25 protein-coding genes are annotated in these 25,532 nt (G+C 71.5%); 16 read left to right on the top strand and 9 right to left on the bottom strand.

The genetic code is table 11. The features are described from left to right. Window positions 1-52 precede the first annotated feature (52 nt). The gene (locus ICC28_RS21035; RefSeq protein ID WP_188290182.1) at window positions 53-2,212 is read left to right on the top strand and encodes a SpoIIE family protein phosphatase; all 2,160 of its coding nucleotides are present in this window, start codon (window positions 53-55) and stop codon (window positions 2,210-2,212) included. 20 nt (window positions 2,213-2,232) lie between these two features. Here the strand turns inward: ICC28_RS21035 and ICC28_RS21030 are convergent, their stop codons facing one another. The 6 genes from ICC28_RS21030 to ICC28_RS21005 form a co-directional block, all read right to left on the bottom strand. Further along, on the bottom strand, window positions 2,233-2,571 hold the full coding sequence (locus ICC28_RS21030; RefSeq protein WP_188290181.1) for a nuclear transport factor 2 family protein: 339 nt from the start codon (window positions 2,569-2,571) through the stop codon (window positions 2,233-2,235). Between the two features lie 10 nt (window positions 2,572-2,581). Further along, the gene (locus ICC28_RS21025; RefSeq protein ID WP_188290180.1) at window positions 2,582-3,628 is read right to left on the bottom strand and encodes an AI-2E family transporter; all 1,047 of its coding nucleotides are present in this window, start codon (window positions 3,626-3,628) and stop codon (window positions 2,582-2,584) included. Window positions 3,629-3,703: 75 nt separating this feature from the next. Next, complete coding sequence (locus ICC28_RS21020) at window positions 3,704-4,387, bottom strand: hypothetical protein (RefSeq protein ID WP_188290179.1); 684 nt, start codon at window positions 4,385-4,387, stop codon at window positions 3,704-3,706. 272 nt (window positions 4,388-4,659) lie between these two features. After that, window positions 4,660-5,631 carry a pirin family protein gene (locus ICC28_RS21015; protein WP_188290178.1) on the bottom strand — a complete coding sequence of 324 codons (972 nt, stop codon included), beginning with the start codon at window positions 5,629-5,631 and terminating at the stop codon, window positions 4,660-4,662. Between the two features lie 105 nt (window positions 5,632-5,736). Beyond that, window positions 5,737-7,668, bottom strand: a complete 1,932-nt coding sequence (locus ICC28_RS21010) for an Ig-like domain repeat protein (RefSeq protein ID WP_188290177.1) — start codon at window positions 7,666-7,668, stop codon at window positions 5,737-5,739. Window positions 7,669-7,881: 213 nt separating this feature from the next. Continuing rightward, window positions 7,882-8,355 carry an SseB family protein gene (locus tag ICC28_RS21005; RefSeq protein ID WP_188290176.1) on the bottom strand — a complete coding sequence of 158 codons (474 nt, stop codon included), beginning with the start codon at window positions 8,353-8,355 and terminating at the stop codon, window positions 7,882-7,884. A 112-nt stretch (window positions 8,356-8,467) separates the two neighbouring features. On the opposite strand from ICC28_RS21005, the gene ICC28_RS21000 reads away from it, so the two are divergent. From ICC28_RS21000 to ICC28_RS20950, 11 genes are all read left to right on the top strand, one after another. Beyond that, a complete protein-coding gene (locus ICC28_RS21000; RefSeq protein WP_188290175.1) occupies window positions 8,468-9,310 on the top strand; it encodes an intradiol ring-cleavage dioxygenase in 843 nt (280 codons plus the stop codon). A 128-nt stretch (window positions 9,311-9,438) separates the two neighbouring features. Next, window positions 9,439-11,265: an acyl-CoA dehydrogenase gene (locus ICC28_RS20995; RefSeq protein ID WP_188290174.1), complete on the top strand. Its 1,827-nt coding sequence runs from the start codon at window positions 9,439-9,441 to the stop codon at window positions 11,263-11,265. Window positions 11,266-11,423: 158 nt separating this feature from the next. After that, window positions 11,424-11,933, top strand: coding sequence for a SigE family RNA polymerase sigma factor (locus tag ICC28_RS20990; RefSeq protein ID WP_188290173.1), 510 nt, complete (start codon window positions 11,424-11,426; stop codon window positions 11,931-11,933). A 75-nt stretch (window positions 11,934-12,008) separates the two neighbouring features. Next, a complete protein-coding gene (locus ICC28_RS20985) occupies window positions 12,009-12,860 on the top strand; it encodes a hypothetical protein (RefSeq protein ID WP_188290172.1) in 852 nt (283 codons plus the stop codon). A 44-nt stretch (window positions 12,861-12,904) separates the two neighbouring features. After that, entirely contained in the window at window positions 12,905-13,156 is a 252-nt protein-coding gene (locus ICC28_RS20980) for a hypothetical protein (protein WP_188290171.1), read from the top strand. A gap of 227 nt (window positions 13,157-13,383) precedes the next feature. After that, window positions 13,384-14,214, top strand: coding sequence for a hypothetical protein (locus ICC28_RS20975; protein ID WP_188290170.1), 831 nt, complete (start codon window positions 13,384-13,386; stop codon window positions 14,212-14,214). 3 nt (window positions 14,215-14,217) lie between these two features. Further along, entirely contained in the window at window positions 14,218-15,675 is a 1,458-nt protein-coding gene (locus tag ICC28_RS20970; protein WP_223189162.1) for a peptidoglycan-binding protein, read from the top strand. A 74-nt stretch (window positions 15,676-15,749) separates the two neighbouring features. Next, window positions 15,750-16,430 carry an ABC transporter ATP-binding protein gene (locus ICC28_RS20965; protein ID WP_223189210.1) on the top strand — a complete coding sequence of 227 codons (681 nt, stop codon included), beginning with the start codon at window positions 15,750-15,752 and terminating at the stop codon, window positions 16,428-16,430. A 101-nt stretch (window positions 16,431-16,531) separates the two neighbouring features. Then, a complete protein-coding gene (locus tag ICC28_RS20960) occupies window positions 16,532-17,686 on the top strand; it encodes an ABC transporter permease (RefSeq protein ID WP_188290206.1) in 1,155 nt (384 codons plus the stop codon). Window positions 17,687-17,791: 105 nt separating this feature from the next. Further along, the gene (locus ICC28_RS20955; protein ID WP_188290168.1) at window positions 17,792-19,093 is read left to right on the top strand and encodes a M18 family aminopeptidase; all 1,302 of its coding nucleotides are present in this window, start codon (window positions 17,792-17,794) and stop codon (window positions 19,091-19,093) included. A 59-nt stretch (window positions 19,094-19,152) separates the two neighbouring features. Beyond that, window positions 19,153-19,395, top strand: a complete 243-nt coding sequence (locus ICC28_RS20950) for a hypothetical protein (protein WP_188290167.1) — start codon at window positions 19,153-19,155, stop codon at window positions 19,393-19,395. Here the strand turns inward: ICC28_RS20950 and ICC28_RS20945 are convergent. Further along, window positions 19,377-19,796 carry a cupin domain-containing protein gene (locus ICC28_RS20945; protein WP_188290205.1) on the bottom strand — a complete coding sequence of 140 codons (420 nt, stop codon included), beginning with the start codon at window positions 19,794-19,796 and terminating at the stop codon, window positions 19,377-19,379. The two genes, ICC28_RS20950 and ICC28_RS20945, sit on opposite strands and share 19 nt — an antisense overlap. Window positions 19,797-19,869: 73 nt before the next feature. Between ICC28_RS20945 and ICC28_RS20940 the strand changes: the two genes are divergently transcribed. Further along, entirely contained in the window at window positions 19,870-20,871 is a 1,002-nt protein-coding gene (locus tag ICC28_RS20940) for a GlxA family transcriptional regulator (RefSeq protein ID WP_188290166.1), read from the top strand. After that, entirely contained in the window at window positions 20,868-21,362 is a 495-nt protein-coding gene (locus ICC28_RS20935) for an LURP-one-related/scramblase family protein (protein WP_188290165.1), read from the top strand. Before ICC28_RS20940 ends, ICC28_RS20935 begins: the two co-directional genes overlap by 4 nt. 239 nt (window positions 21,363-21,601) lie before the next feature. Here ICC28_RS20935 and ICC28_RS20930 read toward each other — a convergent pair whose 3' ends face one another. Further along, window positions 21,602-22,414, bottom strand: coding sequence for a carbon-nitrogen family hydrolase (locus ICC28_RS20930; protein WP_188290164.1), 813 nt, complete (start codon window positions 22,412-22,414; stop codon window positions 21,602-21,604). A gap of 156 nt (window positions 22,415-22,570) precedes the next feature. Between ICC28_RS20930 and ICC28_RS20925 the strand changes: the two genes are divergently transcribed. Both ICC28_RS20925 and ICC28_RS20920 read left to right on the top strand, forming a co-directional pair. Further along, entirely contained in the window at window positions 22,571-23,395 is an 825-nt protein-coding gene (locus ICC28_RS20925; protein WP_188290163.1) for a maleylpyruvate isomerase family mycothiol-dependent enzyme, read from the top strand. A gap of 74 nt (window positions 23,396-23,469) precedes the next feature. Next, window positions 23,470-24,237: a class I SAM-dependent methyltransferase gene (locus tag ICC28_RS20920; protein WP_317454054.1), complete on the top strand. Its 768-nt coding sequence runs from the start codon at window positions 23,470-23,472 to the stop codon at window positions 24,235-24,237. Window positions 24,238-24,247: 10 nt separating this feature from the next. On the opposite strand, the gene ICC28_RS20915 is transcribed toward ICC28_RS20920, so the two are convergent. Then, the gene (locus ICC28_RS20915) at window positions 24,248-25,528 is read right to left on the bottom strand and encodes an MFS transporter (protein ID WP_188290204.1); all 1,281 of its coding nucleotides are present in this window, start codon (window positions 25,526-25,528) and stop codon (window positions 24,248-24,250) included. Between the last annotated feature and the right edge of the window lie 4 nt (window positions 25,529-25,532).

Raw genomic sequence — 25,532 nt, 5'->3', positions numbered from 1 at the left:
CGGAGGACGTCTTCGGTGGCAGGGTGCGAGCGCCTGTTCTTAGAGTGGGTCAATGCGCACTGGTGAGCCCCTGCCCGCCGTGGGGGAGGTTCTGGCCGCCCTCGCGACCGGCCAGTGGCACTGGTCCACCGCCACCGGGCAGGTCACGGTCGACGCCGAGGCCGCCCGGCTCCTCGGGCTGCCCGCCGAGCAGGCCACCCTCCGGGAGTCACAGGTACGCGCCCGCCTTCACCCGGTCGACTGGAACGAGATCGCCGGCGTGATCCAGCTGGCCGTCGCCGAGGACACCCTCGGCGAGGTGCGGGTGCGGATCATGGACGAGCGGGGCGAGGTCGTCCGCGTCACCCGCAGCCGCTTCAAGCCGGGCTTCGACCCCGAGAAACGCTCCTACGAGGTGATCGGCACCCTCCAGGAGGTCACCGAGCCGACTCCGGGCACCCCGGCCGGGCGGCGGGCGGTCACCGGGGACTGGCGGCGCTCGCGGGAGGCGTTCCTGCTGGACGCGGGCCGGGCGCTGGCCGAGGCCCGCTCCACCGCCGAGGTCCTGCGGGTGGCGGCCGGTCTGTCGATGCCGGGCTTCTCACCGGACGGGCTCGCCGTCTTCGGGGTCTCGGGCGACCGCCTGACGATCATCGGCCACCACGGGCATCAGCCCGGCGAGGAGGACCCCTTCACCCACATGGCGCTGGACACCGACTACCCGGCCGCCGAGGTGGTGCGCACCGGCCGGGCCGTCTACCTCTCCACGCCCGAGCAGTACCGCGCCCGCTACCCGCTCACCTGGCCGCTCGCGGCACACTTCGGCCGCCGCTCCTGGGCGTTCCTGCCGCTGACCGTGGCCGGCCGCACGATGGGCGCCTGGATGGCGGCCTTCACCTACCCGGTCGCGTTCACCCCCGACGAGCGGTCCGTGCTGACGACGGTGGCCCGGATGCTGGCGCAGGCGCTGTCGCGGGCCGGGGCCGCCGAGACCCAGCGGGAGCTGACCGACGGACTCCAGCGCTCGATGATGCCGACGCTCGGCCCGCGGGAGATACCCGGCATGCGCGTTGCCGCGCGCTATGTGCCCACCGGCGGCGGCCTCCAGGTCGGCGGCGACTGGTACGACATGATCCCGCTGCCCGGGGGCACCTCCCGGGCGGCGTCCGGGGGCGGCCGGTTCGCGCTGGTCATCGGTGACGTCCAGGGCCATGACGTGCGGGCGGCCGGGCTGATGGGCCAGCTGCGCATCGCCCTGCGCGCCTACGCCTCCGAGGGCCACCGCCCCGACGCGGTCCTCTCCCGCGCCTCCCGCTTCCTGCACGGCATGACGGACGACGGCCCCGACTCCGCCGACCTGCGCTTCGCGACCTGCCTGTACGTCGAGGTCGACCCCGCCGCCGCGACCCTCGACATCGCCCGCGCCGGCCATCCCGACCCCGCGATCCGCATGGCGGACGGCACGGTACTGACCCGGCCCACGGCGGGCGGGCTGCCCCTCGGCATCGACCCGGACGCGGACTACCCGACGACCCGGCTCACCCTCGAACCCGGCGAAACGATGCTGCTGTGCACCGACGGCCTCATCGAGACCGGCGGCCACGACCTGGAGACCGGCTGGAAGCGGATCCGCTCCATCCTGGAGGAGCACGACGGCGATCTGGAGCAGCTCGCCGACGCCCTGCTCCAGGCCGTGCACGGCCCCTCCTCGCACCACACCACCGGCCCGCTGGCCGACCGGCGCGAGGACGACATAGCGGTCCTGCTGCTGGGCCGGGCGGGAGGCGGCGGCCACGGGGACACGACCGTCGTCGGACCGACCGTCCGCCGCACGGTACTGACGGTCGCCCAGGCCGAGCCCGAACGGGTCGCGATCGGCCGCCAGCAACTGCGCGAACTGCTGCACGACTGGGCCTCCCCCGACCAGGTCGACTCCGCCGTCCTGCTGCTCTCCGAGATGCTGACGAACGTCCTGGTCCACACCGACGCCGACGCCCTGCTCCTCGCCGAGGTGCACAGCGGACCGGACGGACGCCGGATGCGCGTCGAGGTCACCGACACCAGCGACGACCTCCCCCACAAACGCCGCCCCGGCGAACTGGCCTCCTCCGGCCGCGGCCTGATGCTCATCGAACTCCTCGCGGACGCCTGGGGAGTGGACCCGCGGGGCGAGGGCAAGAGCATCTGGTTCGAACTGACGGAGCCGGAGGGGACGGTCCCGCAGACGCCGTAGGCCCCCTCCCCGGCCCCCGCTCACACCTCCCCGCCGAAGAAGACCCGCACCTCCCGGATGAGGCCGTCGCGGACGGTGATCGCCTCGACGTTGCGGTAGCGGCCGCCGGCCGTCGGCTCGTACTCGTAGTAGGCGAAGACGAGTTCGGGACCGGCCTCCGTGAGATGCAGCATCCGCTGCTCGCGCATCCGGTCGGCCGTGGGAAAGCAGCGTGCGAAGAACGCGGCGCGGTCGATGTGGTCGTCGCGCGGGCTGGTGAAGGTGAAGTCGTCGGCGTACAGCGGCAGCGCCGCCTCACGGTCCTGAGCCCGGTAGAACCGGAACGCGGCCTCGACGACGTCGGCCGGACTGCCGTTCATACGGCCTCCTCTACGACTCGGACGGCTCGGGTGCCCCGTAATGCGTACGCAGCTCATGGACCACCCCGAACGCCGCCGCTGTCAACGGCACCGCGAGGAGCATGCCGAGGACGCCGGCCACGGAGGCGCCCGCGGTGATCGTCAACATCACCACCGCCGGGTGCATCTGGACGGTCCGGCTCTGGATCATCGGCTGGAGCACATGCCCCTCCAGCACCTGCACGGCGAGGACGACCCCCAGCGCCCACAGCGCGATCACGAACCCGCGGTCGGCGAGCGCCACCAGCACCGCGACCGCCCCGGAGATGAAGGCGCCGAGGTAGGGGATGTAGGCGCCGACGAAGACGAGCGCACCGAGCCCCACGGCCCCCGGCACGTCCAGCACGAGCAGGCCCACGGTGATGCAGACCGCGTCGATGAACGCGATGAAGGTCGTCCCCCGCATGAACCCCTCGACGGCCTGGAAGGCCCGCCGCGCCATCGCCTCGACCGTGTCGCCCGTCCCGCGGGGCGCCATCGCCCGCAGCGTCCCGGCGGCCAGATGGGAGTCGCGCAGGAAGAAGAAGACGAGCAGCAGGGCGAGTACGGCCATGGCGATGGTCTCGCCCACCACGCTGACCCCGCTGATGACGCCCGACGCCGCGGTCCCGCCGAACTTGGCCAGCAGCTCGCGGGCGTTGGAGGCGATGTCCTCCAGCGAGGTCCCGGCCGCCCCGAAGTGCTCGGCGAGATCCTGCGCCGCGGCCTTGAGCGAGGCGACGATCTGGTCGCCGGTCTCGATGAGCGCGGCCACCACGATGTACACCGCCCCGCCGACCACCGCGACCACGGCCACGCAGGTCAGCCCGGCGGCGACGGACCTGTTCACGCGCGCCCGCACGAGCCGCCGGTGGAACGGCCCGAGCAGCGCCGTGCCGAGCAGCGCGAGCAGCACCGGCACGACCGCCGTGCGGAACTCCACGCACAGCCGGATCCCGACGTAGACGACCCCGGCTACGAGCAGGATCACGGCGCACCAGGCGGCGAGCCGCCGTACGGGTTCGGGGAGGAGCTGCACCCCTCCAGCCGACCACGCCCGCCCCGCCCCCACCCCTCGGCGGACCCACTCGGGTGACGAGGCGTCAGCGGCCGGTCAGGGTGCGGCCGGTCCGCGCAGCGCGAGCAGCAGTCCCGCGGCCAGCGTCCACAGGGGCATGAGCAGCACGGTCAGCCAGGCGCTGAACGGCCCCGCCAGGGACAGCACCGCGATGGCGAACGCGCACCAGCCCAGCCAGGCCGGCACCGCCCGGGTCGTCACGGCCACCCGCCACACCGTGAACAGCAGCACCGCAGCGGCTGCCATGGCGGCGACGAAACCGGCGTAGGCCATGTCCAGGAGCAGCAGCGCGACCATGGCCGTGCCGGGGCCGACCTGGAAGGAGTCGGTGTTGTTGGCGGAGATGGCGTAGATGGACCCGGCGAGCGTGGCGATCATCAACAGCGCCGCGTAGACGGCTCCGCCGGCGAGTACCAGGTGCGAGCGGTTCCCGGCGAGCCGCGCGAGCGCCCCGAGGAACCACAGGAACAGCAGCGCCGACAGCAGCAGCATCACGGCCATGCCCTCGGTACGGTCGAGGTTGCCGTCGTCGCTGTAGAAGGCGAGGGTCTCGCGCAGCCCGTCCCTGCCCTCGGTGTCCGGTCCACCGGCGAAGATCACCAGCAGCGCCACGAGCATCAGTACGCCCGAGGCGACCCCGGCGAGACCGGGCCAGAGGGTTCTGCGCGGGCTCTCCCCGGCGCCGCCGTGCGCCGCAGGGGTGGTCGTCGGTGTCGTCATGTCGGCCTCCCACGTGAAGACACTCACGCGAGGGTCCCGGAACAGGACTCTTTCTCAGTATGCGCCCGCCGCGACGGCCTCTCCCGTCGTACGACCGTGGACGCATGGTCATCGAGGTCCGCCCCGCGACGGCCTTCGCGGACGTCCGCACCCTGGCCGGCGGGCAGGCGGCGTCCGTCTCGACGTGCTGCCGTGGACCGGCGCGCGGGAGCCCGAAGCCGCGGATCCGACGTGCGGCTTCGGGCCTCGCCCGACCTGTGAGGTCCGCGCCCCTACAGGCCGCCCTCCGACATCCCGTGCACGGCCGGGATCGTGCCCAGGCGGCCCTTCTGGAAGTCCTCGAAGGCCTGCATGAGCTCGTCCTTGGTGTTCATCACGAACGGGCCGTAGTGGGCCATGGGCTCACGGATCGGCTGTCCGCCGAGGAGGACGACCTCCAGGTCCGGGGTGTGGGAGTCCTGCTTGTCGTCCGCGCGGACGGTCAGGGAGCCGCCGGCGCCGAAGACCGCCGTCTGGCCGAGGTGGACGGGACGCCGGTCCGTGCCGACCGAGCCGCGGCCGGCGAGGACGTAGGCCAGCGCGTTGAAGTCCTCACGCCACGGAAGCGTGATCTCCGCGCCCGGCGCGAGGGTCGCGTGGACCATCGTGATCGGGGTGTGCGTGATGCCCGGACCCTGGTGGCCGTCCAGTTCACCGGCGATGACGCGCACGAGGGCGCCGCCGTCCGGCGAGGTCAGGAGCTGGACCTGGCCGCCGCGGATGTCCTGGTAGCGCGGGTCCTTCATCTTGTCCTTGGCGGGGAGGTTCACCCACAGCTGGAGGCCGTGGAAGAGTCCGCCGGACATCACGAGCGACTCGGGCGGGGTCTCGATGTGGAGTAGGCCGGAGCCCGCGGTCATCCACTGGGTGTCGCCATTGGTGATCGTGCCGCCGCCACCATTGCTGTCCTGGTGGATGAAGGTCCCGTCGATGATGTACGTGACGGTCTCGAAGCCTCGATGGGGGTGCCAGGGGGTCCCCTTCGGCTCCATCGGACCGTAGTCCACCTCTCCCATCTGGTCCATCATGATGAACGGGTCCAGATGACGGTAGTTGATCCCGGCGAACGCACGGCGTACCGGGAAGCCCTCGCCCTCGAAGCCGCTCGGGGCGGTCGTGACGGTGAGGACGGGACGGGCCGCTGCGTCGGCGGGGGCGGTGACGCGCGGCAGCGTCAGTGGGTTCTCGACGGTCACTGCAGGCATGTCGGTACCTCCTTGTGCGTCCACTTTAGTTGAGCATTGAACTTTCTGCCAGCCCCAACACAGAAAGCCCGGAGGGCATTCCCTCCGGGCTCTCTCTCAGTGGCGTCAGTTGCTGAAGTACAGGTACTTCCAGGAGCTGTAGGTCGTCGCGTTCACGTTGTCACCGGACGAGCCCTTGACGTAGACCGAACGCATCCGCGCCTTGATGCCCGCCTCGCCGGGCGCGCCGAGGCTCACGGCCGACTTGCCGTCCGGGCCGAGCTGGAAGTACTCGGAGTCCAGCGCGTACCACGAGCCCTGGTAGTAGACCTGGAGGTCGAAGCGCTGCTGGCGGCCCTGGTAGTAGTTCATGGTCGTGGTGAGCAGCGGGTCGGTGCTCTTGCGGAACCAGTAGTACGTCTTCGTGCCGATCTTCGCCTTCTTGTAGTGCTTGGAGACGGCGACGGAGACCTTCGCCCTGGCGTACGCGGTCGACTTCACGGTCTTCGGCTTGTACCGGGCGTCACCCTTGAAGACGGCCGTGACGGCGGTGTTCCGCTTCATGTCCACGACGGCGGAGAGGTTGCCGTTGGAGTTGACCGTGCCCTTCTTGATCAGCTTCTTGGGCTTGTCCTTGCCGTACGGGTCGGCCCAGATCTCCACCGTGCGGTTCTTGTACGTCTTGCCGAGGTGGGCGGTGAACCTGACGTCGGCGCCGTAGCCGTACACCTTGCCGTTGTTGTTCAGGCTGAGCGAGGTCGCGGCGCGGGAGACCTCGACGGTGTCGGAGGCGGTCGCCGAGGTGTGCGTGGCGTCGCCCGCGTACTTCACCGTGTACTTCACCTTGCCGCCGGCGGGCGGGGTGTTGGTGAAGGAGTAGGTGCCGTCCGCCTTGACCGTGACGGCGGGCAGCGCCTTGCCGTTGGGGCTCTCGATGTCGGTGCGGGTGACCGAGAGCTGGGCGCCGGCCGGCAGCGGCACCGTCGCGGAGAGCTTGCCGGTGACGGTGAGCGGCTTGGCGCGGGCGGCCGTGGCCGGGGCGTTGACGGTGAGGGTGGGGACGTTGAGCGTCGGGTTGGTGAGCGCCTTGAGGGCGTAGCCGCCGCCGCTCGGGACCAGGGCGAAGATCCGGGAGGAGTCCGGGGCCCAGGCCACGTCGGACGCGGTGACGCTGTAGGTGCGTACGGGCTGCTTGGCGTTCGGCCGGTAGACGGCGACCTTGCTGCCCGCGATCTGCGCGATCAGGCCGTCGCTCGCGACGTCGGCCCGCTGTCCGGCAGGGTAGGCGCCGGCCTTGGCGAACTTGCCGTCCGCGTAGGCGTCCCGGTCGGTGCCGTTGACGAGCACCTCGTCGGCGCCGGCGACGAGGTCGACGTCCCCGATGCCGTGGTTCAGCGAGTAGTCACCGGAGTGCCAGGCGGTCAGCTGGGGCGTCCCGCTCGACACGTCGAGGACGGCCATCGAGCCCGTGGACAGTCCGGTCTCGCCGACGGCCAGCACGCCCGGACGCTGCGGGTCGGTGTCCAGCAGGGCCTGGCCCCACATCCCGACCGAGGTGCCCTCCTTCGGGAACTGGGCCAGCGCCACCGGGTCGGCGCCGGTCTCCGGGTCCACCGCCGGGTCGACCGAGCCCAGGTCGCCGTCCCACTGGTCGCCGTACGTGAACCAGACCTTGCCGGCGGAGAACGCCACGTGGCGCGGGCCGGTGTCGGTGGCGACGGCGTAGCGGGCCTTGACGCCCAGGGTGGCCGCGTCCAGGGCCACGATCTCGTGCCGGGCGGGCGAGGCCGCGTACAGCGTGGCGCCGTCCTCCGACAGCGCCAGGTCGGTGACCCCGGCGACCCCGCTCACCGAGGCGCGCACGGCGCCGGTGTGGTCGGCGGCCAGGACCTTGCCGGCCGAGCTGTCGCCCAGGAAGACCCGCTGGCCGTCCGTGACGATTCCGCCGGGCGAGGCGACGACGGCCGTCGCGGCCGAGGCGGGGCCGGCCGCGGCGACGCTCAGGGCCGCCGAGCTGAAGAGGACCGCGAGTGCCGTCGCGGCCGAAGTGCTGCGCATGCGCACAGTGATGTACCCCCACAGAAGGACCCGGCAGTGCCGGGGAGTTGAGAGCGCCGCGCGACGCCCGGAAGCGGATCGCCGGAAGGCGATGGCCTGCGGGGCGCGGCTGCCAGGGGCACTCTATGGCATGGCTGTGACAAGGGGGGAGGAATATCCGGGGGGTGATGTCCAGGCGAGATGTTCCTGCACTCACCTCCGTGAGCGGAAGGCCTAGCCGTACATCCTGCGCATCGCGAAGTCGACCATCTCCTCGACCGCCTTCGCGTCGAAGACCATGCGGTGCTCGCCCTCCATGTCGAGGACGAAGCCGTAGCCGGTCGGCAGGAGGTCGATCACCTCGGCGCCGGTGATCACGAAGTACTTGGACTCCTTGCCCGCGTACCGGCGCAGCTCCTTCAGCGAGGTGAACATGGGGATCACCGGCTGCTGGGTGTTGTGCAGGGCGAGGAAGCCCGGGTTGTCGCCGCGCGGGCAGTAGACCTTGGAGGTCGCGAAGACCTGCTGGAAGTCCTCCGCCGCCAGCTGGCCGGTGGTGAAGGCCCGCACCGCGTCCGCGAGCGAGGGCGGGGACGGCTCGGGGTACAGCGGTGGCTGCTGGCCGTAACCGCCGGACATGGGCTGCTGCGGCGGGACGTAGCCCTGCTGTGCAGCCCCTCCTTCCATGGGCTGGCCGTATCCATACATAGGCGCAAGCGTACCGAGAGGCGGGCCGGTGCAGGGGGCCGCGGCAAATCGACAGGAGTTTGACAAGCCGCCGCCCTGGTTTCCGCGCGTCCGCCGCTCGTAGCGTCGTGGCATGCCGAGCCATGACCACGCAGGGCCCCATGAGCACACCGCGCACGACGAGCACGACCGGGGGTTGTCCTACGACCTTCCCGTCCTCGCCCGTCGGCGGATGATCCGGCTGATGGCGGGGGCGGGAGCGGGGCTGATCCCGCTGGTGGGCTGCACGTCCGAGGAGGGCGCCGCGTCCCCCGATCCCGCATCCCCCGACTCCCCCGGTGAGTGCGCGACCATCCCCGAGGAGACCGCCGGTCCCTTCCCGGGCGACGGTTCCAACGGCGTGAACGTGCTGCGGGAGAGCGGTGTCGTGCGCGGTGACATCACCTCCAGCTTCGGCGACTCGGCCGGGGGCACCGCCGAGGGCGTACCGCTGACGTTCACGCTCACGGTGGTGGACGCGGACTCGGCGGGCTGCGGGACTCCGAAGGCGGGTGCGGCCGTGTACGTCTGGCACTGCGACCGGGACGGCGCCTACTCGCTGTACTCCGAGGGCGTCACGGAGGAGAACTACCTGCGGGGCGTCCAGGAGACGGACGACAAGGGGCGGGTGACCTTCAGAAGCGTCTTCCCGGGCTGCTACCCGGGCCGCTGGCCGCACATCCACTTCGAGGTCTACGGCAGCCTGGCGGACGCCACCGCGGCCACCGCGATCACCAACACCTCGCAGCTCGCGCTCCCCGCCGACGTGTGCGAAGCGGTGTACGCGACGGACGGCTACAGCGGGAGTGTGGCCAACCTCCGGCGGCTTTCGATCGAGACGGACAACATTTTCAGCGACGGCTACGACCGGCAGCTGGCGACCGTGCGGGGGAACGCGAAGGAGGGATACACCGCCACGCTGGTGGTTCCGGTGTGACCCGTCACAGATGGCCGGATCGGGGTTGCGGCTTATTACTGACGGGTAGCATCATCGTAGCTACTTGTTGGTACGTGAACTAGCGCGAGGATCCAGTGCCTCGCCGATCTCTCTACGGAGCCGTCGCCATGGGGCACTACAAGTCGAATCTGCGTGACATCGAGTTCAACCTCTTCGAAGTACTCGGACGCGACAAGCTGTACGGCACCGGTCCCTTCGAGGAGATGGACGTCGAGACCGCGAAGAGCATCCTCGAGGAGATGACCCGCCTGGCCGAGAACGACCTGGCGGAGTCCTTCGCGGACGCCGACCGCAACCCGCCGGTCTTCGACCCCGAGACGAACACCGCGCCGGTCCCGGCGTCCTTCAAGAAGAGCTACAAGGCCTTCATGGACTCCGAGTACTGGCGTCTGGGCCTGCCCGAGCCGATCGGCGGCACCACCGCCCCGCCGTCGCTGATCTGGTCGTACGCGGAGCTGATCCTCGGCTCGAACCCGGCCGTGTGGATGTACTCCTCCGGCCCGGCGTTCGCCGGGATCCTCTACGACGAGGGCAACGACGTCCAGAAGAAGATCGCGCAGATCGCGGTCGAGCGGACCTGGGGCTCGACCATGGTGCTCACCGAGCCCGACGCGGGCTCCGACGTGGGCGCCGGCCGCACCAAGGCCGTGCAGCAGGAGGACGGCTCCTGGCACATCGAGGGCGTCAAGCGCTTCATCACCTCCGGTGAGCACGACATGGAGGAGAACATCCTCCACTACGTCCTCGCCCGTCCCGAGGGCGCCGGCCCCGGCACCAAGGGCCTGTCCCTCTTCCTCGTCCCGAAGTACCTCTTCGACTTCGAGACCGGCGAGCTGGGCGAGCGCAACGGCGTCTACGCCACCAACGTCGAGCACAAGATGGGCCTGAAGGCCTCCAACACCTGCGAGATGACCTTCGGCGACCGGCACCCCGCCAAGGGCTGGCTGATCGGCGACAAGCACGACGGCATCCGCCAGATGTTCCGCATCATCGAGTTCGCCCGCATGATGGTCGGCACGAAGGCGATCTCCACGCTCTCCACCGGCTACCTCAACGCCCTGGAGTACGCCAAGGAGCGCGTCCAGGGTCCGGACCTGGCGAACTTCATGGACAAGACCGCGCCCAAGGTCACCATCACCCACCACCCGGACGTGCGCCGCTCGCTGATGACGCAGAAGGCGTACGCGGAGGGCATGCGCGCCCTCGTCCTCTACACGGCCTCGATCCAGGACACCATCGCGGTCAAGGAGGCGGCGGGCGAGGACGCCAAGGCCGAGCACGCGCTCAACGACCTCCTCCTGCCCATCGTCAAGGGCTACGGCTCCGAGAAGGGTTACGAGCAGCTCGCCCAGTCGCTGCAGACCTTCGGCGGCTCCGGCTTCCTGCAGGAGTACCCGATCGAGCAGTACATCCGGGACGCCAAGATCGACACCCTCTACGAGGGCACCACGGCCATCCAGGGCCAGGACTTCTTCTTCCGGAAGATCGTCCGCAACCAGGGCGCGGCCCTGAACGCCCTGGCCGAGGACATCAAGAAGTTCCTGGCCCTCGGCACGGGCGGCGAGGAGCTCGCGGGCGCCCGGGACCACCTGGCCAAGGCCGCCGTCGAGCTGGAGGCCATCGTCGGCCTGATGCTGACCGACCTCGCGGCCACCGAGCAGGACGTCAAGAACATCTACAAGGTGGGCCTCAACACCACCCGCCTCCTCATGGCCTCCGGTGACGTCGTCGTCGGCTACCTGCTCCTCAAGGGCGCGGCCGTGGCCGCCGAGAAGCTGGAGACCGCCTCCGCCAAGGACAAGGCCTTCTACACCGGCAAGATCGCGGCGGCGAAGTTCTTCGCGGCCAACGTCCTGCCGGGCGTCACCGGCGCGCGCAAGCTCGCCGCGGGCGTGGACCTGGACCTGATGGAGCTGGACGAGGCCGCGTTCTGACCCGACCGCTCTGCGGCGGCCCGCTCCCCCTGGTGGGGAGCGGGCCGCCGCCGTTTTGGCGGCCGCGAAAAAATCTCCGCTCCGGGTGCGACACGGGCGGCCGGCCGAAGCGTCTACCGGATGTGGAGGAGCTGACGGCGGGGAAAGGGCGGAACCGAGTGTCGACTGCCAGGACTCTTGAGGAGTTCCAGGGGTTCGCCCGCGCCCTCACGCCGCGCCTCTTCCGCACCGCCCTGCTGATGAGCGGCGACTGGCACCTGGCCGAGGATCTGGTGCAGACGGCACTCGGCAAGATCTTCTCGTCCTGGTCCCGGGTACGGCGCACGGACAGCCCGGAGGCGTACGCGCACACCGTGCTCATGCGTACCTACATCTCGCACCGGCGGCTGCGGCGCTCCACGGAGCGTCCCGTGGCGACCCTGCCCGAACCGTCCGCCGCCTCCGACCCGGACGGCGCGCTGCGCGTCACCCTGCTCGCGGCGCTGGCCGAACTGCCCCTGCGCGACCGTGCCGTGGTCGTCCTGCGCTACTGGGAGGACCGCAGCGTGGAGGAGACCGCGTCCGTGCTGGGGATGACCCAGAGTTCCGTGCGCAACCGCAGCAGCCGCGCGCTGGCCAGACTGCGCCGCACGATAGGGGACGGACAGGACTCGATAGCCGTGCGCTGACCCCGATCCCGGCCCCGCCGGCCGGACCCCGCCCCGCGTCCCGGACCCCGCGACACCGGAAAGGACGGTGCACCCATGCGGCACGACGAGTCCACTCCCCTCGACGACGACCTGCGGTACGGCCCCGAGCTGTCCCGCGCCCTCGACACCGCGCTGAACGACCTCCCGCTGCGCACCGAGTTCCTGGTGTCGGGCGCGGTGGCCCGAGGCACCCGCACCCGGCGGCACAGGCGGGTGGCGCTGTGGAGCACGGCCGTGACGGCGACGGCGGCACTGACCGCCGCGGCACTGCTGCTCACCCTGCCGGAACAGCAGGACACGGTGCAGACCGTCGCCCTGCCCGACTTCTCCGTCGGCAGCCGCTCCGCCCCACCGGGCAAGGAGGCCGTGACGGGCGCCGCCACGGTCGCGCTGCTGGCCGAACTCCTGCCGGACAGGCCCTCGGTGACGAAGACCGAGTCGCGGGACAGCGATCCGGCGTACACCGCCGTGCAGACGCACGGGAAGGTCACGCTGGGGGGCGGGGGGACAGTGGCCGTGTGGCTGCAAGGGGCCTTTGTGCAGGAGGCGGAGAAGAGCGGCGAGGACGGCTCCGGGTTCAACCGCCCCACGCGCAAGCCCGAGATGACCGGACCGACCCACATGCCGTCGCTGTCCGAGCTGGGCAGGCACTACTCCTGCCGGGAAGGGGACGACGGCTGCCGGATCGCCAAGCTCGGTGACGGGGCGGTGCTGCTCTTCCGGGAGCACGACGGCGGCTCCGAACTCACGGCCGACGTACTGCGCCCGGACGGCACGCGCGTGGTCGTGACCGCGACCGGGACCGACTACCGGGCGGCCCAGGTGCAGGCCCTCGCGACGAGCAAGCGGTGGCAGCAGTGGGTCGATCCGGAGGTGAACGCCGCCGCGGCGCGGGTCGGCGACTGAGGCCCCGTCCGTCACACCGGGCACAAGATTCCCGCGCGGTCTACGTGCAGTACGACAAGGTCTCGGACTACCAGGGCCGCTACTTCAGCAGTGGCAGAAACGGCAGCAGCGGTGCCGGCGTCGAGGTCAAGAACCACGCCGCGGCCGTGGACAGCTGGATCTACGACAAGTTCAGGGTCTACTACAACAGCAAGTACAACTGCGAAATCGCCTGTCAGACCATCGCACCTCGCGCCACCGCGAATCTCAATTCGTCGGTGAAGAACAACAACGCGTCGGGTCAGAACGTCTCTTGATCCAAGCAGCTCGGGGGTGCGGGCACCTGCCCGCACCCCCGGCACGGGAATCGAACCCGGCATCGACCCCAATCCCCTCAGAAGAATCGGAAGAAGCCACCATCGTGTCTCGTACAATGCGCCGCTTTTCGGCTCTCCTGGTTTGTACGCCGCTTCTCCTGGCTGGCTGTTCGGACGACGACAGCTCATCAGCGGGATCGAAGGAGAACCCCAAGGCACCCCCCGCCGTGGCCGAGACTCCGAAGATCACCAACGCCAACGAAAAGTCGATGCCGTTGGATACATACCTTCTGAACCCCGAGCAGAGCGAGACCATCGACAACGCCTACAGGGGGATCGTGTCCGACTGCATGAAGCGCTTCGGATTCGACTACACGCTCTCGCAGGACCCGGACTCGGGCTACGGCGACTCCCCGACCACGCGGATCGACGGCCGTTTCGGCCGCCAGAGCGCCGAGGACGCGGAAAAGTGGGGATACCACTCCGTGGGGAGCGATACCGGCGAGGACAGCAACCCCTGGGGGGGACCGAAGTTGACGGCCGGGATGCAAACGGCCATGAACGGATCATCCGACCCCAAGCAGAAATTCGGCCCCGGCGGACAGGTCATCAACGGCGAGAAGGTGCCGGACCACGGCTGCGTCGGAGAGGCACGCAAGAAGCTCACCGGCTCGGTCAACGGCAACACGGTCGACGCGAAACTGGCCACCGACCTCAAGTTCGACACACTGACCAAGGCGCAGCAGGACAAGCGCACCCGCGCCGTCTTCGCCAAATGGTCGACTTGCATGAAGGGCAAGGGATTCGACTACGCCGACCCGATAGAGGCCAACGGTGACGAGGAGTGGTCGAAGACCCCCCAACCCACCCAGCACGAGATCCAGGTCGCCACCGCCGACCAGGACTGCCGCAAGAAGCACAACGTGGTGGGTGTCTGGTTCGCCGTCGACTACGCCTACCAGGAGCAGGCGGTGGAGCAGAACGCCGAGGCGCTGGCCGACGTCAGGAACGGCATCGACGACATGCTCAAGGCTGCCGCGACCGCGCAGGCCGGGTGAGCGATGGACCAGCAGCCGGAAGCCGAGCCGACCACCCCGGTCCGTATGACCCGCCGCCGCTGGGTGGCCGCCGTGGCCGCGGGTTCGACCCTGCTGGCCGCGGCCGGTTTCGCCGCTTCACAGGTCATCAAGTCACCCGCCCAGGCCGCGGCCGACACCAAACCGCCGGCCGCGGACGTGCTGACCGCGCCGGTGGAGCGGCGCGTGCTGAAGGAGACCGTGGTACTGCGCGGCACCGTGGCGGCCGGGCAGTCCGTGACCGTCACGCCCGCCGTGGGCGGCGGCGAAAGCGCCGCCGAGCCGGTGGTGACGAAGCTGCCGGTCAACGCCGGGGGCACGGTCAGGGCCGGACAGCTCCTGCTGGAGGTCTCCGGCCGCCCGGTGTTCGTACTCAAGGGCGAACTCCCCGTGTACCGGGACCTCAAGCCGGGGGCCAAGGGCGACGACGTCGCCCAGGTGCAGCAGGCGCTGCGGGACCTCGGGCACGGCACCGGCAACGACGTGTCGGGCACCTTCGGGGCCGGTACGAAGGCGGCGCTCCAGGCCTTCTACGCCGGGCTCGGCTACGACCCCAGGCCCGCGGTCGACGACGACGGCGAGGCCGTGGAGGCGGCGGAGCAGGGCGTACGCGCCGCCGAACGCGCGCTGGAGCAGGCGCAGTCGGCCGCCGAAACCGCCGAGGAGGGCCAGGAGCAGGACGGCGAGGACGGCGAGGACACCACCGGCGGCGCCGGCAACGCGGAGGCCGAGCGCACCGTCGAGTGGGCACAGGAGGACCTCCAGACCGCCCGGCAGGCCCTCACCGAAGCCCAGGCCGCCGCCGGTCCGATGCTGCCGGCCGGGGAAGTGGTGTTCCTGCCCGGGTTCCCGGCCCGGGTCGACTCCGTGTCCGCCACGATCGGCGCCCGCGTGACCGGCGGCGTGATGACGGTGTCCGCGGGAAAGCTCGTCGTCCGGGGATACCTCCAGGAACGTCAGAAGGGGCTGGTCAGGGCCGGTCAGCGGGTCGAGATCCTCGCCGAACGCTCCGGCACCACCGTCCCCGGCGAGGTGCGGTCCGTGGCGAAGACCCTCGACGCGGGCCAGGAGCAGGGCGGCACGTCCGCGAACGGGACGGACGGCGAGCGGGCCCCGGCCGCGCCCCAGGGCTATCCGGTCGTGGTGGAGCCCGGCAAACCCCTGGACCCCGCGCTGGCGGGCCAGGAGGTGCGGCTGACCGTCGAGGCCGGCTCCACGGCCGGCAAGGCCCTGGTGGTGCCGGTGACGGCGGTGTCCGTGGGCTCGGACGGCAAGAGCGTCGTCACCGTCGTCGCGGCGGGCGGCACACAGCGCCGCGTGCCGGTCAGGGCCGGTACCCAGGGCGACGGATACGTGGAGGTGGTTCCCGTGGGCGGAGGCCGTCTGGAGTCCGGCGCCCTCGTGGTCACCGGCATACGGCAGACCTCGGGAGGCGGTGCATGAGGCTGCGCGTCCCCGTCCGCCGCCGTGCAACGTCACCGGCGGCCGTGTCCCCGCAGGGCCGGGAGACCCCGGTCATGGAGTTCCGCGGAGTCAGGCTGACCTACCCCGGCCCGCCGCCCGTCACCGCGCTGCGGCCCTGCGACCTGATCGTGCGGCGGGGCGAGTTCGTCACGGTGATCGGGCCCTCCGGATCGGGCAAGTCCACCTTCCTCAACGTGGCGGGGCTGCTCGACGCGCCGACCGAGGGCTCGTACCTCCTGGACGGCATCGACGTCGCCGGCGCCGGCGAGGCGGCCCGCGCCGCACTGCGGGGGCGGCACATCGGCTTCGTCTTCCAGTCGTTCCACCTCATGCCGCACCGCAGCGCCCTGGAGAACGTCACGCTCGCCATGGTCTACAACCGCTCCCCGCGCACCGACCGCACGGCACGCGCGCGTGCCGCCCTGACCAGGGTCGGGCTCGGCCACCGCATCGACGCCCTGCCGACCCGGCTGTCCGGCGGTGAACGGCAGCGGGTGGCGATCGCGCGCGCCCTGGTGGCCAGGCCCTCGCTGCTGCTGTGCGACGAACCGACGGGCAACCTCGACACGGCCACGGCCGAGAGCGTCCTCGCGCTCCTCGACGAGCTGCACGGCGAGGGGATGACCGTCCTCGTCATCACCCACGACCCGGCGGTCGCCGCGCACGGGCAACGCACCATCGCCATCCGTGACGGCGTACTCGCCGAGCAGGCCCGGGCGGGAGTCGCCGGGTGACCGACAAGCGAAGGCGACTGCCACGGCTGCGTCGCTCCGACGGGCTCTCCGCGTTCTCCTCCTTCTCCCCGCGCGACCTGTTCGGCGAGTCCCTCGCCGGCATGCTCCAGCGTCCGGCGCGCTCCGCGCTCACCGCACTGGGCACCGTGCTGGGAGTCGGCACCTTCGTCGCCGTACTCGGTCTGACGGCCACGACCTCCTCGCAAATCGACTCCCGCTTCGACCTGCTCAGCGCCACCGAGGTCACCATCGAGGACGTGAGCCGCGAGCACGACGAGTTCGCCGGCTTCGCCTTCCCCGACGACGCCGACGACCGGATCGAGGCACTGAACGGCGTCCAGCACGCCGGCGTGTACTGGCAGGTGCGGACCGCCGGGCAGGACACGGTCCGCGCCTCCCCACTCGGCGACGCGTCCGGCGAACGGGCCCAGATCCTGGCCGCCTCACCCGGAACGCTCCGGGCCGCCCTGCCCACCCTGGCCCAGGGGCGGCTGTACGACGACTTCCAGCAGAACACCGCCTCCCAGGTGGCGCTCCTCGGCTCCGGAACCGCCGCCCGGCTCGGCATCACCACGCTGGACACGCGCCCGGCCGTCTTCATCGACGGCGAGCCGTTCGCGGTGATCGGCATCATCGACGACGTGCAGCGCAAGGCCGACCTGCTGCTCAGTGTGGTCGTGCCCAGCAGCACGGCGGAGAGGCTGTGGGGCGCCCCCGCGGAGGGCGGCGCCAAGATGCTGGTGGCCACCAGGACCGGCGCGGCGGCCCAGGTGGCGCACGAGGCACCGACCGCGCTGCGGCCGGACCACCCCGAGTACCTCAAGGCCGTCCCGCCGCCCGACCCGAAGTCCCTGCGTACGTCGGTCACCTCCGACCTGGGCGACCTCTTCCTGCTGCTGGCCGCGATCTGTCTGGTCATCGGCGCCGTCGGCATCGCCAACACCACCCTGGTGGCGGTGCTGGAGCGCACCGGCGAGATCGGCCTGCGCCGTGCGCTCGGCGCGCGCAGCCGCCACATCACGGTCCAGTTCCTCGCCGAGTCGGGCACGCTCGGCGCGCTGGGCGGCCTGGTCGGCACCAGCGTCGGTGTGATCACGGTGGTGTCGGTGGCGGTGGTACGGGACTGGACTCCCGTGGTGCACCCGGTCACCGTCGCCGCCGCCCCTGCCGTGGGCCTGGCCACGGGCCTCCTGGCCGGCCTCTACCCGGCATGGCGCGCCGCCCGGATCCAGCCCGCGGAGGCGCTGCGCCGGTGATCTGCCGATCCGTCCCGCTCTTTCCGGCCAGCCCATGTCCACAGCGCCGCGAGCTTCACCGAACCCCGACCCTGCGCGGACACGCCGCGCCTTATGGTGGCTGGCATGAGCAGCAGCGCCTCCCGCTTCGACCGCGGGCACACCGACGACCTCATGACCTTCCTGGCGGCCGGGCCGTCGCCGTACCACGCCGTGGCGAGCGCGGCCGAGCGGCTGGAGAAGGCCGGTTTCCGGCAGGTCGCGGAGACGGACGCGTGGGACGGGACGAGCGGCGGCAAGTACGTGCTGCGCGGTGGCGCGATCGTGGCCTGGTACGTGCCCGAGGGCGCCGAGGCGCACACCCCGTTCCGTATCGTCGGCGCCCACACCGACTCCCCCAACCTGCGGGTCAAGCCGCTGCCCGACACCGGGGCGCACGGCTGGCGCCAGGTGGCCGTGGAGATCTACGGCGGTCCGCTGCTCAACTCCTGGCTCGACCGTGACCTGGGCCTGGCCGGGCGGCTGACGCTGCGGGACGGTTCCACCCGGCTGGTGAACGTCGACCGGCCGCTGCTGCGGGTGCCGCAGCTCGCCATCCACCTGGACCGCACGGTGTCCGCGGACGGCCTCAAGCTCGACAAGCAGCGTCACCTCCAGCCCGTGTGGGGGCTCGGCTCCGACGTGCGCGACGGCGATCTGATCGCCTTCCTGGAGGAGGAGAGCGGGCTTTCGGCGGGCGAGGTCACCGGCTGGGACCTGATGACCCACCCCGTGGAGCCGCCGGCCTACCTCGGCCGCGACCGCGAACTGCTGGCCGGCCCGCGCATGGACAACCTGCTGTCCGTGCACGCAGGTACGGCGGCGCTGGCCGCGGTGGCCGCCTCCGGCGAGAACCTGTCGTACATCCCCGTCCTGGCCGCCTTCGACCACGAGGAGAACGGCTCGCAGTCGGACACGGGGGCGGACGGCCCGCTGCTGGGCAGCGTGCTGGAGCGTTCGGTGTTCGCGCGCGGTGGGTCGTACGAGGACCGGGCCCGTGCCTTCGCCGGGACCGTCTGCCTGTCCTCCGACACCGGGCACGCCGTCCACCCCAACTACGCGGAGCGGCACGACCCGACGCACCACCCGCGGGTCAACGGCGGGCCCATCCTCAAGGTCAACGTCAACAACCGCTACGCCACCGACGGTTCGGGCCGGGCGGTGTTCGCCGCCGCCTGCGAGAAGGCCGGCGTGCCGTTCCAGTCGTTCGTCTCCAACAACTCCATGCCGTGCGGCACGACCATCGGCCCGATCACCGCCGCCCGGCACGGCATCCGCACCGTCGACATCGGCGTGGCGATCCTGTCCATGCACAGCGTGCGCGAACTGTGCGGCGCGGACGACCCGTTCCTGCTGGCGAACGCGCTGGTGGCGTTCCTGGAGGGGTAGTTCGCGCGGCCCCGGGTACCCGCCGTTGACGCAAGCACCTACGAGGGAGGCGACGCGTCATGGGCCTCGGCGGATGCATCATCCTCATCGCCGCGGGAGCCATTCTCACGTTCGCGACCGACTGGGAGATGGAGGGCATCAACCTCGACCTGACCGGGGTCATTCTGATGATCGTCGGACTGATCGGCCTCGCGGTCTTCGGCTCCGTCGCCCGCCGGCGCCGGGTGATGATGCCCCACTCGACACAGGTCATCGACGTGCACGGGCAGCACCGGCGGGACGGCTACGACGACGGCCTGTGAGCGGCCGTCCCGGCCAGCGCGTGCCCGGTGGTGGCGTCCACGTGCGCCGGGATCTCGTCGTGGCGGTCGCCGACGGTGGAGGTGCCGGTGGGCTCCAGGAGCAGGATGTCGGTGGGGACCGGGGCGTACGGCTTGTGCTCGACGCCGCGCGGGACGGTGAAGACGGACAGCTTCGGCAGGACGACCGTGCGCTCCCCGGCCGGCTCCCGCAGGGAGATGTGCAGTTCGCCGTCGAGGACCAGGAAGAACTCGTCGGTGTCGTCGTGGACGTGCCAGAGGTGCTCGCCCTCCACGTGGGTGATCCGGACGTCGTAGTCGTTGACGGTGGTGGCGATGCGCGGGCTCCACTGCTCGGTGAAGGAGGCGAGGGCGGCGGGCAGGGAGACGGGGTCGTGGGGCATGCCGACGGGTTCTTTGGTCATGCCGTCATCGTGGGGCTGGATCGGGGTGGTGCGCGAGTGCTAGGAATCGCACATGGCGCAAGGATCCTCTCAGCGTGTTCCGCATCGGGTCGCCGTGATCGTCGACGAGGGCACCAACCCGTTCGAGGTGGGGGTGGCCACCGAGCTGTTCGGCCTGCCCCGGCCCGAACTGGGGCTGCCCGGGCCGCTGTACGAGGTGACGCTGTGCACGCCCACGCGCGTGGTGCGCATGAACCACGGGTTCTTCTCCATGACCGGTACGGCCGGACTGGACGCCGTGGACAGCGCCGACACCCTCGTCGTACCGGGGCGGCCCGACAACGTCGTACCGCGCGGCCCCGAGGTGCTGGACGCCATTCGCCGCACCCACGCGCGCGGGGCGCGCATCCTGAGCTTCTGCACGGGCAGCTTCGCGCTCGCCGAGGCCGGGCTGCTCGATGACCGCCGCGCCACCACCCACTGGATGTGGGCCGACGCCTTCCGCGAACTGCATCCGCGGGTACGTCTCGAACCCGACGTGCTCTTCGTCGACGAGGAGCGGATCCTCACCGCCGCGGGCAGCGCCGCCGCGCTCGACCTGGGCCTGTACCTCGTCCGCCGGGACCACGGCGCCGAGATCGCCAACGCGGTCTCCCGACGGCTCGTCTTCGCCGCGCACCGGGACGGCGGGCAGCGCCAGTTCGTGGAACGGCCGCTGCCGGACGTGCCCGACGAGTCGCTGGCGCCGCTGCTGGCGTGGGCACAGGAGCGGCTGGACGAGCCGCTGACGGTGGCCGACCTCGCGGCACGCGCGGCGGTGTCGCCGGCCACGCTCCACCGGCGCTTCCGCACCCAGCTCGGCACGACACCGCTGGCCTGGCTGACGGGTGAGCGGGTGGCGCTGGCCTGCCGGCTCATCGAACGCGGCGAGGAGCGGCTGGACGTGGTGGCGGAGCGGAGCGGGCTGGGGACGGCCGCGAACCTGCGGGTGCGGCTGCGGCGGGAGACCGGGCTCAGCCCGTCGGCCTACCGGCGGCGTTTCGGAACCGGTGGCGGGGAAGCCCTGGTGTCATGAGATTCCTCGTGCGCGACCGGCTCCTCGGCTTCGGTGACGACTACTGGATCGAGGACGACCGGGGCGAGAAGGTGTTCCTCGTCGACGGCAAGGCCATGCGGCTGCGGGACACCTTCGAGCTGAAGGACCGGCAGGGGCGGGTACTGATCGACATCCGCCGCAAGATGTTCGCCCTGCGGGACACGATGGTCATCGAGCGGGGCGACGAGCCGCTGGCCACGGTGCGGCGCAAGCGCCTGTCCCTGCTGCGCAACCACTACCGCGTCGCCCTGGCCGACGGCACCACCGAACTCGACGTCAGCGGCAAGGTCCTGGACCGGGAGTTCGCCATCGAGTACGACGGCGAACTCCTCGCCGTCATCTCCCGCCGCTGGCTCCGCCTCCGCGAGACCTACGGCGTCGACGTGGTACGGGACGACGCGGACCCCGCGCTGCTGATCGCGGTGGCGGTGTGCGTGATCAACCTGGCGGAGAAGGAACGGGAGGGGTAGGCGGTCGTCCGCGGCCCGGCGGGGGCTGATCGCGCAGTTCCCCGCGCTCCTTCGGGGCGCTCAGCCTGCGGGCATGCGTGCCGCCCGGGGCGGCGCCCACCCTGGCAGGCGGTGCTGCCTCACGCCGTCCAGCCTGCGGGCAGAGTGCCGCCCGGGGCGGCACGGGTGGGCGCAGGCGGCACCCCGGTAGCGCCGGGCTGCGCGACCCGCCCCCGGCCACCGCAGCGCCGGGCGACCGGTCAGCGGCGAGGCGGCTCCAGGCCAAGGACGCGGTCCTTCAGCGCGGGGAACTGTTCCCGCGTCACCCCGACCTTCCCGGGGTCGAAATCCACCGTGAGGATCTCCTCGCCCGCACCGGCCTCCGCCAGCACCTCGCCCCACGGATCCACCACGATCGAGTGACCGGCCTGCGGAACTCCCGCATGGGTCCCGGCCGTTCCACACGCAAGCACGAACGCCTGGTTCTCCACCGCCCGCGCCCGAGCCAGCAGCGTCCAGTGCCCGCGCCGCCGCTCCGGCCACCCCGCCGGGACGACCAGGGTCTCGGCCCCGGCATCGACAAGCCCACGGAAGAGTTCAGGGAAACGGAGGTCGTAACAGGTGGCCACCCCCAGCACCGTCTCCGGCAGACGGACCGTCACCAGCTCCCGCCCCGCCCCCATCAGCACGGCCTCGCCCTTGTCGAAGCCGAAGCGATGGATCTTGCGGTAGGCGGCGGCCAGCTCACCGGAAGGGGAGAAGACAAGGGAGGTGTTGTACAGCGGCCCGTCCGGATCCCGCTCCGGAATCGACCCCGCGTGCAGCCACACGCCCGCGTCACTCGCCGCCTTGGCCATCACCTCGTACGTGGGCCCTTCGAGCGGCTCGGCCTCCCGCCCGAACTCCTCGTAGGCGAAGGCACCGGTGGTCCACAGCTCCGGCAGGACGACGAGGTCGGCGCCACCCCCCTGCGCACGACCCCCCTGCGCGCGCACCAGCGAAGCGACCCGCACCCGGCGCGATTCGACCGATTCACCCTCGTCTACAGCGATTTGGATCAACGAGGCGCGCACACTACCACCGTCCTGGCATTCGAGCCGTCAACACGGGCCTACGATCGTCACACGAAAGCACTGCCGGGGTGCCTCGCAGCAGCGTAACTTAGCGGTTCAAGACACCCGCCGACAGCAGCCACCGCCCGTGTACCGACCGCCGAGGGGTCCCGTTCCGTGAGTCTGCATCCCACCCTCCAGCCCTACGCCGACGCCTGGACCCACTCCATCGAAGCGATATCCGAGCTGGTGCAGCCGCTCGTGGAGGGAGAGTGGAACCGGCGTACGCCGTGCCCCGGCTGGTCGGTCCGCGATGTGGTCTCCCATGTCATCGGCCTGGACAGCGAGATGCTCGGCGACCCCCGCCCCATCCACACGCTCCCGCGCGACCTCTTCCACGTCACCAACGACCACCAGCGCTACATGGAGATGCAGGTCGACGTCCGCCGCCACCACACGGCACCGGAGATGACCTCCGAGCTGGAGTACACGATCATCCGGCGCAACCGCCAGCTGCGCAACGAGTCGCGGGCCCCGGGCACGAAGGTGCGCGGCCCGCTGGGCACCGAGCAGACCCTCGAAGAGGCCATGCGCGGTCACGCCTTCGACGTGTGGGTCCACGAGCAGGACCTGCGCGCCGCCCTCGGCCGCCCCGGCAACCTCGACTCGCCGGGCGCGCACATCGCGCGGGACGTGCTGCTGGCCGCCCTCCCCGACACCATCGCGAACAGGGCGAACGCCCCGCGCAGTTCGGCGATCGTGCTGGACGTCCACGGCCCGGTCGAGTTCCTGCGCACGATCCGCATAGACATCCAGGGCCGCGGCACCGTGGAGACGGCCCCCGCCCTCGGCCCCGCCGCCACCCTCACCCTCGACTGGGAGACCTTCGTCCGCCTGGCCTGCGGCCGGGTGACCCCGGATGCGGTGGCGGACCGGGTGAAGACGGAGGGAGACCCGGCGCTGACGTCGGCGATCCTGCGGAACTTCACGGTGACGCCGTAGCGCGACCGCGGTCCCGGCCTCGGCCCCGGTAATTCGGTGTCCGGGCAACCTCGTTCGCACCTAGCGTGCCTGCCGTGACCGATGCGAAGAACGAAGGGCCGCCCCGCCTGACCCGTCTGACCTTTCACGGACCGCTCTCCGAGGCACGGGCCGACAACCTGGTCCGGCGGCTCGCGGGGACCGGCCCGGGGACCGTCCTCGACCTCGGCTGCGGCTGGGGCGAGCTGATGCTGCGGGTCCTGGCCGCCGTACCCGGGGCGAAGGGCATCGGTGTCGACGTCAACGCCGAGGACCTGGACCGGGGCCGTCGGGCGGCCGAGGCGCGCGGGCTCGCGGGGCGGGCGGAGTTCCGGGAGGAGTCGGCGCGCGGCACCGCGCACGGCCCCGCCGACCTGGTCCTCTGCCTCGGCTCCAGCCACGCCCTGTCCCCGGCCGCCCCGCCCCACCACACCTCCGAGGCGCTGTGCACCCTGCGTGGCCTGGTCACCGACGGCGGCCGTGTCCTGTTCGGCGAGGGCATCTGGCAGCGGCCTCCGACCCCGGCCGAGCTGTCCGGCATGTGGCCCGGCGCCGCCGCCGAGGAACTGCACGACCTCGCGGGCCTCGTCGATCTCGCCGTAGCGGCCGGTTTCCGGCCCGAGTGGACGGAGACGGCGAGCCTCGACGAGTGGGAGGCGTTCGAGTCGGCGTACCAAGCGGACGCGGAGGTGTGGCTGGCCGGCAACGGCGACCATCCGCTCGCCGCCGAGACCCGCGAGCGCCTCGACGGGCACCGCGCCCGGTGGATGGCCTACCGCGGCGTGCTGGGCTTCGCCTACCTCACGCTCGTGCCCGTCCGCTGACCAGGAGGGCTCACGCCGGGACGTGCACCGTCTCCACCCGGCTCGCCACCAGCCGCTCCCGCTCCCGGCGGGCCGCGCGTCCGCGCAGGCGCAGGATCTGGCTGACACCCAGGGCCTGGAGCACGAACACGGCCGAGAAGGCGATCGAGTAGTTGTCGCCGGTGGCGTCCAGCAGCACACCGATGGCGAAGAGCGTCGTCATGGAGGCGACGAAGCCGCCCATGTTCGTGATGCCGGAGGCGGTGCCCTGGCGCTCGGGCGGGTTGGCCGGGCGGGCGAAGTCGAAGCCCAGCATCGACGCCGGCCCGCACGCGCCGAGCACCGCGCACAGCACGATCAGCAGCCACATGGGCGCGCGGTCGGCGGGATAGGCGAGCGTCGAGGCCCACAGCAGCGCGGTCGCTCCGACCGTGCCCAGCGCCAGCGGCAGGCGCGCGCCGTGGTGCCGGGCGACGATCTGGCCGTAGACCAGGCCGATCACCATGTTGGACAGGACGACGAGGGTGAGCAGTTCGCCGGCCGTGGCGCGGGACAGGCCCTGGGCCTCGACCAGGAAGGGCAGGCCCCACAGCAGCAGGAACACCATGGCCGGGAACTGGGTGGTGAAGTGCACCCACAGGCCGAGCCGGGTGCCCGGTTCCCGCCAGGAGGCGGCGATCTGGCGGCGTACGTAGGCCACGCCCTGGTGCGGGACGGGCTCCGGCGCGTGGCCCTCGGGGTGGTCCTTGAGGAACAGCACGAGCAGGACGAAGACGAGCGCGCCGGCCAGTGCGCTGCCCGCGAAGGCCGCCGTCCAGCCGACGCCGTGCAGCAGCCTGGCCAGGACGAGCGTGGAGACCAGGTTGCCCGCCATGCCGGCGAGACCGGCGAGCTGGGCGATCAGCGGCCCGCGCCGGGCCGGGAACCAGCGGGAGCCCAGCCGCAGCACGCTGATGAACGTCATCGCGTCGCCGCAGCCGAGCAGCGCCCGGGAGGCGAGGGCCATGCCGTACGTGGGGGAGAAGGCGAAGCCGAGCTGGCCGGCGGTGAGCAGCACGACCCCGAGGCCGAGCACCTTCTTGGTGCCGAGCCGGTCGACCAGCAGGCCCACGGGTATCTGCATGCCCGCGTAGACGAGGAGTTGGAGGATGGAGAAGGTGGACAGCGCGGAGGCGTTGACGTGGAAGCGGTCGGCGGCGTCGAGACCGGCCACGCCGAGCGAGGTACGGAAGATGACGGCGACGAAGTAGACCGAGACGCCGATGCCCCAGACGGCGAGCGCGCGCCGCCCGCCCGGAGGGTCTCCCGGCAGCGCG

It is taken from the genome of Streptomyces sp. TRM68416 (genome assembly GCF_014596915.1).
GTDB lineage: Bacteria > Actinomycetota > Actinomycetes > Streptomycetales > Streptomycetaceae > Streptomyces.
Note: the sequence above shows the minus strand (reverse complement) of the source record. Positions and strands in the feature narration are given on the sequence as shown.